The sequence below is a fragment of the Streptomyces sp. LARHCF249 genome (assembly GCF_052871255.1).
This window is the reverse complement of the sequence record NZ_JBIXJQ010000008.1, coordinates 47,689-59,311: the sequence shown is the minus strand read 5'-3', so window position 1 is coordinate 59,311 and position 11,623 is coordinate 47,689. Positions and strand designations below refer to the sequence as shown.

Annotated in this window: 9 protein-coding genes; 2 read left to right on the top strand and 7 right to left on the bottom strand. The window is 70.4% G+C overall.

Going from position 1 to position 11,623, the window contains the following annotated elements; all coding sequences use genetic code 11:
• Window positions 1-19: 19 nt before the first annotated feature.
• The 3 genes from ACIPUC_RS23705 to ACIPUC_RS23695 all read right to left on the bottom strand — a co-directional run bounded on the left by ACIPUC_RS23705 (window position 20) and on the right by ACIPUC_RS23695 (window position 5,426).
• Entirely contained in the window at window positions 20-1,684 is a 1,665-nt protein-coding gene (locus ACIPUC_RS23705; protein WP_446591960.1) for an N-6 DNA methylase, read from the bottom strand.
• Window positions 1,685-1,944: 260 nt separating this feature from the next.
• Complete coding sequence (locus ACIPUC_RS23700) at window positions 1,945-3,276, bottom strand: class I SAM-dependent RNA methyltransferase (protein WP_446591959.1); 1,332 nt, start codon at window positions 3,274-3,276, stop codon at window positions 1,945-1,947.
• 95 nt (window positions 3,277-3,371) lie between these two features.
• Window positions 3,372-5,426 (bottom strand): APC family permease, encoded by a 2,055-nt coding sequence (locus tag ACIPUC_RS23695; RefSeq protein WP_446591958.1) that lies wholly within the window; start codon window positions 5,424-5,426, stop codon window positions 3,372-3,374.
• Window positions 5,427-5,657: 231 nt separating this feature from the next.
• Here ACIPUC_RS23695 and ACIPUC_RS23690 point away from each other — a divergent pair, with 231 nt between their 5' ends.
• Both ACIPUC_RS23690 and ACIPUC_RS23685 read left to right on the top strand, forming a co-directional pair.
• A complete protein-coding gene (locus ACIPUC_RS23690; protein ID WP_446591956.1) occupies window positions 5,658-6,326 on the top strand; it encodes a potassium channel family protein in 669 nt (222 codons plus the stop codon).
• The gene (locus tag ACIPUC_RS23685; protein ID WP_446591955.1) at window positions 6,323-6,985 is read left to right on the top strand and encodes a potassium channel family protein; all 663 of its coding nucleotides are present in this window, start codon (window positions 6,323-6,325) and stop codon (window positions 6,983-6,985) included. Before ACIPUC_RS23690 ends, ACIPUC_RS23685 begins: the two co-directional genes overlap by 4 nt.
• Window positions 6,986-7,066: 81 nt before the next feature.
• On the opposite strand, the gene ACIPUC_RS23680 is transcribed toward ACIPUC_RS23685, so the two are convergent.
• Genes ACIPUC_RS23680 through ACIPUC_RS23665 form a run of 4 tightly spaced genes read right to left on the bottom strand, consistent with a single transcriptional unit; the run spans window position 7,067 to window position 11,506 of the window.
• The gene (locus ACIPUC_RS23680; RefSeq protein ID WP_446591954.1) at window positions 7,067-7,801 is read right to left on the bottom strand and encodes a DUF3159 domain-containing protein; all 735 of its coding nucleotides are present in this window, start codon (window positions 7,799-7,801) and stop codon (window positions 7,067-7,069) included.
• Between the two features lie 3 nt (window positions 7,802-7,804).
• Window positions 7,805-8,224, bottom strand: a complete 420-nt coding sequence (locus tag ACIPUC_RS23675) for an OB-fold nucleic acid binding domain-containing protein (RefSeq protein WP_404955645.1) — start codon at window positions 8,222-8,224, stop codon at window positions 7,805-7,807.
• A gap of 25 nt (window positions 8,225-8,249) precedes the next feature.
• Window positions 8,250-8,936 (bottom strand): response regulator, encoded by a 687-nt coding sequence (locus ACIPUC_RS23670; RefSeq protein ID WP_446591952.1) that lies wholly within the window; start codon window positions 8,934-8,936, stop codon window positions 8,250-8,252.
• Entirely contained in the window at window positions 8,933-11,506 is a 2,574-nt protein-coding gene (locus tag ACIPUC_RS23665; protein WP_446591950.1) for a DUF4118 domain-containing protein, read from the bottom strand. Before ACIPUC_RS23665 ends, ACIPUC_RS23670 begins: the two co-directional genes overlap by 4 nt.
• Between the last annotated feature and the right edge of the window lie 117 nt (window positions 11,507-11,623).

Below are 11,623 nucleotides of genomic sequence, written 5' to 3'. Positions count from 1 at the left end.
CTCGCCCGGCGCAGCGGGATCAGGAGGTCCCCTCCGGCGTCGGTGAGAGAGCCCCGTTGCCCAGGCCGTCGCGGGCGAGGTCGGCCGCCTGCCGGCTCAGTTCCGCCACCGCTCGCAACCGCTCTTCGAACTCCTGGAGCGCCTTGAAGGCCTTTCCGTACCGGCGCTGTTCCTCGATGTCCAGTTGTGGAATGCGGGCTCCCCGGCCGTCCGCTCGGTAAGTCCCGCTGGCGCTGGTCGAACGGCGGACGTTCGCCGCACTGCGCAGAAACCCGCGCAGGTAATTGGTGTCCAGCTGCTCGCTGGCCGATACCGGCTCTGCGTTTGAGTACTCGACGAGACCCGCTCTGGCCAGCTCGGCGACGCTGACCATCGGCCCGTCCAGGGATCCGGCCCCCTGGCCGGGGGTGAGATCGGGCAGGAGCGTGCTCAGCAGGCCCATCTGCACCTCCAGTTGCTCGCGGAGCGCCGCATACTCGGCTGAGTAGTCGCGGTGCGATGCCGCGGCGTACCGCCCCGGGGTGAGGTCGACGGCGTCGTCCAGCAACTCGATCAACGGCACGTCGACGACCTGAGCCGGTTCGGGTTCCAGCGACCCGTCCATACCGTTGCCGGAGAGGTCGACCATCCGTACCGCGGAGAACGCCTCCTGCGGCGTGCGCGGGCGAGTGAGCTGCCACAGTTGGACGGGCAGGGCGTGCGAGGAGGCGACTCCGGCCGGCAGGGCAACGATCTGAGTGAGGAGTCCGCGCCGGATCAGCTCCGCGCGGATACGGCGGCCCGCTTTCCGGTAGGCGACTGAGGCCGGCATAACCATGAGGACACGCCCGCCAGGCTTGGTGTGCGCATACGCGTGCTGCAGCCAGGCCAGTTCGCCTTCGGCCCGAGGCGGCGTGCCCAGCTCCCAGCGAGCGTCGAGGAGCAGCCTCTCGCGCCCCCAGTCGGTGACGCCCACAGGGGGATCGCACACGACGAGGTCGGCCTTGAGCTTCGGCCATCGGTCGGCGCGCAATGAGTCACCGTCTACAGCAGTGACGTCTGTGCGGCCGCCCAGTTCGGCACGGAGCTGCGCCAGGGTAGCGCTGTGGGGATCGATGTCCTGACCGATTCGTGTCAGCCCCTGGGCGGGTCCGACAGCAAGCAGCAGAGTGCCGATGCCGCAAGCAGGATCGAACACCGTGGAACCTGTCTCGAGAGGCCCGGCAAAATGGCATACGGCCCGAACGATCCGCTCAGAGGTGACCTGATCCGAACCGGATCGGCGTCTGGAGTCGACGAACCGACCCACAAGCCCGGCCATCACCTCGCTTGCGGAGTCCGCAGCGACAAGGGCATCCACCAGCTGCACGACGTCCCGAGCGAGCACCCTTGTGGGCTGGGCGCCCGCCACATGGCGCGCGATGTCCGCAAGGCCGCTGATCATCTCTTCCCCGTAGGCGACCCGAAGTGCCTGCCAGAGCCTGACCTCACCTGTGACGTCCTGCCCCTTGTGCTGCTTCTCCAGCCACGACTGCACTTCCACGAGTGCGTACAAAGGGCTGCCGGCCCCACCGCCCGCCGGCCGAGGGAAGTCCTCGTAGCGACGTCGCCAGTTGGACACAGCAGCGCGTGTGACCCCCGCCAGGCGGGCGATTTCAGAACCTGATACCAAAGATGTCGATGGTGCGGTGCCACTGTCTGCCATACGAACACCGTATACCGTCGATACACAGCCGCGTGAGTGACGGTTGTGTTGACGTCGTACACACTCTGTCACCCGACGCGGAGCGGGCCGGTTCACTCACTCTCCACAGCCCCGAGATAGCGCCAACCACAGGCATTGAGCGAGTACCCGAAAGCGGGCCCCTCCGGCGAGTACGGGAATGCCGGCCCAGTCGTACGCGCTGACGCGGCCGGCCGATGTGAAGGTCAGCGGGCGCCCCAGGTCCTCCGCACGGGCGCAGGTCAGGCGGTCTTGGCGATGGGCTCCAGGATGGCCACGCACTCCATGTGGTGGGTCATCGGGAAGAGGTCGAAGACGCGGAGGGTGCGGACCTTGTAGCCGTTTTCCTTGAAGTAGCCCAGGTCGCGGGCCAGGGCGGCCGGGTCGCAGGCCACGTAGGCGATGCGGCGGGCGGAGAGGCCCGCGATGTGGCGGACCGTCTGCTTGCCGGCGCCGGCGCGCGGGGGGTCGAGGACGACCAGGTCGCACTCGGTGATGCCGGTCTTCGGGAGGATCTGCTCGACCTTGCCCTGCTCGATCCGGACGCGGGGGAAGTCCGCCAGGTTGTGGCGGGCGTCCTCGACGGCGCGCTTCGTCGACTCGATGCCGAGTACCGCGCCCGTCTCACCGAGGCGTTCCGCGAGGGCGCCCGCGAAGATGCCGACGCCGCAGTAGAGGTCGAGGGCCATCTCGCCCTTGCGCGGCATCAGGCCCTGCATGACGGCCTTGATCAGGGTGTCGGCGGCCTGCGGGTGGACCTGCCAGAAGCCGCCCATGCCGACCCGGTAGGTGCGGCCGTCGGCGCGCTCGCGGACGAAGGGGCGGCCGTGGACGCGGTGGACCCCGCCGTCCTTCTCCTCGACCCGGAGGACCGAGACCGGCTTGTCCAGCTCGACCAGGGGGAGGCGGCCGCCGGGGCGCGGGGTGAGGACCACCTGGCGGTCGTGGGAGCCCGAGGCGGCGATGGCCTCGACGGAGGCCATCTGGGGCCAGTCCTGCTTCTCGATGCCGAGCTCGGTGACGCCCGGCGCCGCGATCATGCAGTGGTCGATCAGTTCGATGTCGTGCGAACGGTGCTTGCGCAGGCCCGCGTTGCCGTCCTCGTCGATGGCGAACTGGACCCGGGTGCGCCACTGGGGGACCTGGCCCGCCGGCAGCTTGTCGCCTTCCGCGGGCATGACCGTGCCGTCCCAGCCGGCCTCCTCCGGGGTGAGCCCGGCGAGCCGCTTCAGCTGCTCGGCGACGACCTCGCCCTTGAGCCGGCGCTGGGCGCCCGGCTTGGCGTGCTGCCAGTCGCAGCCGCCGCACTTGCCGGGGCCGGCGTACGGGCAGGGGGCCGGCACGCGGTCCTTGGAGGCCTCCAGGACCGTGATCGCGTCCGCGCGCAGGAAGCGGGAGTCGGCCTCGCCCTCCGTGACCTTCGCGACGACCTTCTCGCCGGGCAGCGTGTGGCGCACGAACAGGACGCGGCCGTCCTCGGTCCGGGCGATGCAGTGCCCGCCGTGTGCGACGGGGCCGACCTCGACCTCGTACTCCTCCCCGACCAGTGACTGCTTCTCGTTCTGCTCGGTCATGGTGGGGAGACTCCAAGGAAGTGGATCAAAAAGGAACGGCCGGACGACCGACCCACCAGTTTACGTGGATCTCGTCCGGCCGTTCACCAACCTGCTCAGCCCTTCGCGGACGGCTCCCTGGGAGGGCGCGGGGTGTCCACCGGACCGCGGCGCACCGCGCCCGGGGCGTTCCACTCCTGGCGCTTCTTGGCCCGCTTCTTGGCGAGCTCCGAGGACTCCAGCTGGTAGGGCACCGAGGTGACCATCACACCGGGCGTGAACAGCAGCCGGCCCTTGAGCCGCAGCGCGCTCTGGTTGTGCAGCAGGTGCTCGTACCAGCGCCCGACGACGTACTCCGGGATGTACACGCTGACCGCGTCGCGCGGGTTCTCGCTGCGCAGGCCCTTCACGTACTCCACCACCGGGCGGGTGATCTCCCGGTACGGCGAGTCGAGGATCTTGAGCGGGACGTTGATCCCGCGCCGGTCCCACTCCTCGCGCAGCGCCTTGGTCTCGGCCTGGTCCACGCTGATGCTGAGCGCCTCCAGGGTGTCCGAGCGGGTCAGCTTGGCGAAGGCCAGGGCGCGCAGCGTGGGCTTGTGGACCTTGGAGACCAGGACGATCGAGTGGACCCGGGAGGGCCGCACGCTGTCGTCGCTCGGCCCCTCGGCGGCGGCGATCTCGGCGGAGACCCGGTCGTAGTGCTTCCGGATCGCGCTCATCGTGGCGTAGAAGATCACCATGCCGAGCAGGGCGACCCAGGCGCCGTGGGTGAACTTGGTGGCGAGGACGACGACCAGCACCATGCCGGTGAAGAAGGCGCCGAAGGTGTTGATGGCCCGGGAGCGGTGCATCCGGCGCCGGGCGGCCGGGTCGCGCTCGGACTTCAGGTGGCGGTTCCAGTGCCGGACCATGCCGATCTGGCTCAGCGTGAACGAGACGAAGACGCCGACGATGTAGAGCTGGATCAGCTTGGTCGAGTCGGCGTCGTAGAGCCACACGAGCAGCATGGCGGCGCCCGCCAGCAGCACGATGCCGTTGGAGAAGGCGAGCCGGTCGCCGCGGGTGTGCAGCTGGCGCGGCAGGTAGCGGTCCTGGGCGAGGATCGAGCCGAGCAGCGGGAAGCCGTTGTACGCGGTGTTGGCGGCCAGGAACAGGACCAGCGCGGTGGCCGCGGCGAGCACGATGAACAGGAGGCTGCCCTTGCCGAAGACGGCCTCGGCCACCTGGGAGATCACCGGGTTCTGGATGTATCCGTCACCGACGGGGACGCCGTTGCTGAGCAGGTCCTGGGCGGGCTTCTCGGCCATCCGCACGTTCGTGGCCATGGCCAGGCCGATGATCCCGCAGAACATGGTGACGGCCAGGCCGCCCATCAGCAGCAGGGTGGTGGCCGCGTTCTTGCTCTTGGGCTTGCGGAAGGCGGGGACGCCGTTGCTGATGGCCTCGACGCCCGTGAGGGCGGCGCAGCCGGAGGAGAACGCCCGCAGCAGGAGGAAGACCAGCGCGAAGCCGGCCAGGCCCTGGTGCTCGGCCTTGATCTCGAGGTCCGCGGTGGGGGCCTTCATGGTGTCGCCGACGACGATGCCCCGCCAGGCGCCCCAGGCGATCATGACGAAAACGGCCCCGACGAACACGTAGGTCGGGATGGCGAAGAGACTTCCGGACTCCTTCACGCCCCGCAGATTCATCAGCGTGAGCAGAAGAATCATGACGATCGCCGAGAGCACCTTGTGCTCGATGACGAAATCGACGGCGGAGCCGAGATTCTCGACTCCGGAGGAGATGGAAACGGCGACGGTCAGGACGTAGTCGACGAGCAGGGCGCTCGCCACTGTGAGACCTGCCCGGGGCCCGAGATTGGTGTTGGCGACCTCGTAGTCACCGCCGCCGCTCGGGTAGGCGTGCACGTTCTGCCGGTAGGACGCGACCACCGTGAACATCAGCACCACGACCGCGGCGGCGATCCACGGGCTGAACTGGTACGCCGACACGCCCGCGATCGACAGGACCAGCAGGACCTCGCCCGGGGCATATGCCACGGAGGAGAGCGGGTCGGAGGCGAAGACGGGTAGGGCGATCCGCTTGGGAAGGAGTGTTTCTCCGAGGCGGTCGCTGCGTAGCGCCCGGCCGATCAGGATCCGTTTGGGCACGTCGGTCAGTTTGGACACGCAGAGGATCGTAAGCGTTGGAAATCGGACTGACGAACCCCCCACCCCTTCTCCCTGCAATCCCGTCGCAATTCCTCCTCGTGTACACCCGCAGTGCACACCGACTGCACGGCAAGAGGTCACACTCGTGACCGCCCGTGTGTAGCTTGGGCCATGGTCTGAGACCCTGTTAAACCAGAGCATGCAATGAGGCTGGAAACCAGCGAGCCGCTGACAGCCGGAAGGACGGCCGTGCACATCGTCATCATGGGTTGCGGAAGAGTGGGTTCCGCCCTCGCGCAGACCCTGGAACAGCAGGGGCATACGGTCGCCGTCGTCGACCAGGACCCCACCGCATTCCGCCGGCTGGGGGCCGGATTCGGCGGCCGCCGCGTCACCGGGGTCGGCTTCGACCAGGACACCCTGCGGGAGGCCGGAATCGAGGAGGCGGGCGCTTTCGCCGCCGTCAGCAGTGGTGACAATTCCAACATCATCGCCGCCCGCGTGGCCCGCGAGATGTTCGGCGTGGAGAACGTCGCCGCCCGCATCTACGACCCCAAGCGCGCCGAGGTCTACCAGCGCCTCGGCATCCCCACCGTGGCCACCGTACGGTGGACCGCCGACCAGATGCTGCGCCGGCTGCTGCCCTCGGGCGCCGAGCCGCTGTGGCGCGACCCGAGCGGCGGTGTGCAGCTCGCCGAGGTGCACGCCTCGCCCGCCTGGATCGGGCACAAGGTCAGCAAGCTCCAGGAGGAGACGGGCGTCCGCGTCGCCTTCCTCACCCGCCTGGGTGAAGCGATGCTGCCCACGTCGGCGACCGTCCTCCAGGAGGGCGACCTCGTCCACGTGATGATGCGCACGGACGAGATCGAAAAGGTCGAGGCGGCCTTCGCCGAGGGGCCCGAGGAGGCACACGCATGAGAGTCGCGATCGCCGGGGCAGGCGCGGTGGGCCGTTCCATCGCGGGCGAGCTGCTGGAGAACGGCCACGAGGTGCTCCTGGTCGACAAGGCCCCGACCGCCATCTCGGTGGAACGGGTGCCGCAGGCCGAGTGGCTGCTGGCCGACGCCTGCGAGATCACCTCGCTGGACGAGGCGGCGCTGCAGCGCTGCAACGTGGTCATCGCGGCGACCGGCGACGACAAGGTCAACCTCGTCGTCTCGCTGCTCGCCAAGACCGAGTACGGGGTGCCGCGTGTCGTGGCCCGCGTCAACAACCCGAAGAACGAGTGGCTCTTCAACGAGTCCTGGGGCGTCGACGTCGCGGTGTCCACGCCGCGCCTGATGTCGGCCCTGGTCGAGGAGGCCGTCAGCGTCGGCGACCTGGTGCGGCTGCTGCGCTTCAGCCACGGCGACGCGAACCTCGTCGAGCTGACCCTGCCGCCGGATTCCTCGGTCGCGGGGACCCAGATCAGCGAGATCTCCTGGCCCGAGGACACCTCGCTGGTCACCATCATCCGGGGCAACCGGGTGCTCACCCCGCACGGGGAGGAGACCCTGGAGCCGGGTGACGAGCTCCTCTTCGTGGCCGCGCAGGCCCGGGAGGAGCAGCTGGAGGAGCTCCTCCAGGCCCGCCGGTAGCCCAGCGGGCAGGCTCTGGACGACGAAGGGGGCGGGGCGACCGGACCGGTCGCCCCGCCCCCTTCGTGCGGCCGGGCCGGCTCAGGCCCGGTTCTCGCGGGCGGCGGCTTCGGCGGCCTCCTTGGCTTCCCACTCCGCGATCACGTCGATGGGCGGCGGGGCCTTCGCGAGGAAGACCCAGGTGAAGTACACCGCGAGCACCATCGGCGGAAGCTTCAGCGCGATCAGGACCCAGCCCAGCTGCGTCGCGTCGCCCCACCAGTACAGCGGGAAGAGGATCGCGTACTTGGCGAGGAAGATGATCCCCCAGGCCAGGCTGGCCTTGGTGTAGGCCTTCTTGCGGCCGGGGTTGCGGGTGCGCCAGGACAGGTTCTCCTTGAACACCGGCCCGAGGATCACGCCCAGCAGCGGGAAGCCCGCCAGGGCCGAGACCGTGAAGGCCACGCCCAGCCCGGCGCCGTAGATCATGCCCGGCAGGTAGAAGCCCTTCGCGCTGCCCGTGAACAGGGCGAAGGCCACGCCCACGCCCACGCCGAAGACCCCGCTGAAGGCATGCTTCACCGTGTCCTTGCGCAGCAGCCGCACGATCACCAGCAGGACCGCGACCGCGCCCGCCGCGATCGCGGAGAGCTTCACGTCCCGGTTGATCGTGTAGATCATGACGAAGAGCAGCCCGGGGAGCATCGTCTCCACGGTGCCCCGGATGCCTCCGAAGGCGTCGAACAGCGCCGCCTGCGTCACCGCGCCCTGGTCATCGGCGGGTGGGCCGGAGACCGCGGCGGGTTCCGGGGTGGTCGGTTTGTCGAATGACGTCACCGGTCAGTGCTCCTGTCCGAGCGGTCGGAGTTCGTACTTCGGGTTGAAGAGCACCCGGCGGCCGTGGCTCATGGAGATCCGTCCGGAGGCGATCATGCGCCGGCCGGGCTCGATTCCCACGATCGAGCGACGCCCGAGCCACACCACGTCCAGCGCGGCCGAACCGTCGAACAGCTCCGCCTCCAGGGCGGGGACGCCGGCGCGGGGCCGCAGAGTGACCGTACGCAGGGTTCCGGTCACCTTGACTATCTGCCGGTCGTGGCAGTCGCAGATCCGCGTGCACCCCGCGGCTTCTGCGTCCTCTTGCAGCTCCGCCGAATGCAGCTCCTCCTGGGAGGTGGACAGCCGCTCAATCATCCGGCGGAACCGGCCCGCCGGCCTGGCCGGCTTCACGGGCTTCTCGGGACGCGGTTCAGCACTCATAACAGGAAGCGTACCGGCGTGCCCACTACCTCTCGAAGCGGTATCCCATGCCCGGTTCGGTGATGAAGTGCCGCGGATGCGAGGGGTCGGCCTCCAGTTTGCGGCGCAGTTGCGCCATGTAGACCCGCAGGTAGTTCGTCTCCGTGCCGTACGAGGGGCCCCAGACCTCCTGCAGCAGCTGCTTCTGGCTCACCAGCTTCCCGCTGTTGCGGACCAGGACCTCCAGCAGGTGCCACTCGGTGGGCGTGAGCCGTATGTCGCGCCCCTCCCGTACGGCCTTCTTCGCGGCCAGGTCCACCGTGAAGCCGTCGGTCTCCACGACGACCTCGTCCTCGCCGGAGCCGGCGGCCGGCTCGGCCCGGCGGACGGCGGCGCGCAGCCGGGCCAGCAGCTCGTCCATGCCGAAGGGCTTGGTGACGTAGTCGTCGGCGCCCGCGTCCAGTGCCTCGACCTTCTCGTCGGAGGTGTGGCGGGCGGAGAGCACCAGGATCGGCACCCGGGTCCAGCCGCGCAGCCCCTTGATCACCTCGATGCCGTCCATGTCGGGCAGGCCGAGGTCGAGGAGGACCACGTCGGGGTGGCGGGCCGCCGCGAGCTCCAGGGCGCTCGCCCCGTCGGCGGCCGCGTCGACCTCGTACTTGCGCGCCTTCAGATTGATCACGAGGGCTCGGACGATCTGCGGCTCGTCTTCCACCACGAGCACCCGGGTCATTGCGGTCCTGCCTTCTGTCGCATCATCCGATCACGGTCGTGATCACGTTCCACTATGTCCGTTCCGTCCCGCGCAGCCGCCCGCAGGGTCAGCACCATGGTCAGCCCGCCTCCGGGGGTGTCCTCGGCCGTGAGGGCGCCGTCCATCGCCTCGGCGAAGCCCCGGGCGACGGCGAGCCCGAGGCCCACCCCGGCTCCGCGCGGCGCGTCCCCGTGCCGCTGGAACGGGGCGAAGATCTTGTCCTTGGCCTCGTCGGGCACGCCGGGCCCCCGGTCGACGACCCGTACCTCGACCCGGTCGCCGAGGGCGCTGGCCGCCACCAGCACCCGCTCCCCCGGCGGGCTGTACTTGACGGCGTTCTCGACCACGTTGGCCACGGTCCGCTCCAGCAGCCCCGGGTCCACCGCCACCATCGGCAGCGTCTCGGGCACGTCGAGCAGCACGCTGCCCTCCGGTACGCCGCCCAGCGCCATCGGGACCACCTCGTCGAGGTCGATCTCCCTGATCAGCGGGGTGACGGTGCCGGTCTGCAGCCGGGACATGTCCAGCAGGTTGCCCACGAGGTGGTCGAGCCGGTCGGCGCCGTCCTCGATGCCCGCGAGGAGCTCGGCCCGGTCCTCCTCGGACCAGTCGACGTCGTCGGAGCGCAGGGAGGTCACGGACGCCTTGATGGAGGCCAGCGGCGTACGGAGGTCATGGCTGACGGCGGCCAGCAGCGCGGTCCGGATCCGGTTGCCCTCGGCCATCCGGCGGGCCTCCTCGGCCTCCCCGACGAGGCGCTGCCGGTCCAGGACCACGGCGGCCTGGGCGGCGAAGGCGCCGAGCACCCGGCGGTCCTCGGCGGGCAGCACCCGCCCCGACAGGGCCAGCGCCATGTGGTCGCCGATCGGCATGTCGACGTCGGCGTCCTCGGGCCGGTCCACCGGGCCGGGGCCGACGCTGCCGGCCCGCTTCCACGGCTCGACGCCGCCGGCGCGCTCCAGCAGGGCCACGGATTCCATGCCGAAGGTCTCGCGCACCCGCACCAGCAGGGCGTCCAGGCCGGCCTCCCCGCGTAGCACGCTGCCGGCGAGGAAGGAGAGGATCTCGGACTCGGCGCGCAGCCGCGCCGCCTGGTGCGTGCGCCGGGCGGCCAGGTCGACCACGGAGGCCACGGAGACGGCGACCCCGAAGAAGACGGTGATGGCGACGATGTTCCTGGGGTCGGAGACCGTGAACCGGTGCAGGGGCGGGGCGAAGAAGTAGTTCAGCAGCAGCGATCCGACGGCGGCGGAGGCCAGGGCCGGCCAGAGGCCGCCCAGCAGCGCGGCCGCCACCGTCAGCGACAGGAAGAGCAGCATGTCGTTGGCGAGCCCGAGGTCCGCCTCGATGTGCGTGAGCAGCAGGCAGAGCAGCACGGGGAGGGCCGCGCCCACCACCCAGCCGGCCGCGATCCGGGGCCGCCCCAGGCGGGCCGCCGAGCGGACCACCGGCAGTCCGCGCCCCCGGGCCACCGCCTCGTGCGTGACGATGTGGACGTCGAGGTCGGGCCCCGAGTCGCGGGCCACGGTGGCGCCGACGCCCGGGCCGAGGACGTACTGCCAGGACTTGCGGCGGCTGGAGCCGAGCACGATCTGGGTGGCGTTGACTCCGCGGGCGAAGGCGAGGAGCGCCTCGGGGACGTTGTCGCCGATCACATGGTGAAACGTTCCGCCGAGGTCTTCCACCAGCGTCCGCTGGACGGCGAGCTCCTTCGGCGAGGCCGCGGTCAGCCCGTCGCTGCGGGCGATGTAGACGGCGAGGATCTCGCTGCCCGAGCCCTTGGCGGCGATCCGGGAGGCGCGCCGGATGAGCGTGCGCCCCTCCGGCCCGCCGGTGAGCCCCACGACGATCCGCTCCCGCGCCTGCCAGGTGGAGCGGATGCCGTGCTCGCCGCGGTACTGCTGGAGGTACTCGTCGGCCCGGTCGGCGACCCACAGCAGCGCGAGCTCGCGCAGCGCGGTCAGGTTGCCGGGGCGGAAGTAGTTGGACAGGGCCGCGTCGACCTTGTCCGGCTGGTAGATGTTCCCGTGCGCCATCCGCCGGCGCAGCGCCTGGGGGGACATGTCGACGAGCTCGATCTGGTCGGCCCGCCGCACCACGTCGTCCGGCACGGTCTCCCGCTGCCGGACCCCGGTGATCGACTCGACCACGTCCCCGAGGGACTCCAGGTGCTGGATGTTGACGGTCGACACCACGTCGATGCCGGCCCGCAGCAGCTCCTCCACGTCCTGCCAGCGCTTGGCGTTGCGCGATCCGGGCACGTTGGTGTGCGCGAGCTCGTCCACCAGCGCCACGGCGGGCCGCCGGGCGAGGACGGCGTCCACGTCCATCTCGGTGAAGGCCGCCCCGCGGTAGGCCAGCTCCGTGCGCGCCACCTGCTCCAGGCCGTGCAGCATGACCTCCGTACGCGGCCGCCCGTGGTGCTCGACGAACCCGACGACGCAGTCGGCCCCCCGCTCCACCCTGCGGTGGGCCTCGGAGAGCATCGCGTAGGTCTTGCCCACACCGGGTGCCGCGCCGAGATAGATCCTGAGCTTGCCGCGTCCCATGCGCTCATTCTCGGGGACGCCCGCACCGTCCACGCACCGGTGGGAGGCCGGACGCGCATCTCTGACGCATCCCTGACGCGGACGGATCCCCGGCGCGGCCGAAGGCGGTCGCGCCAC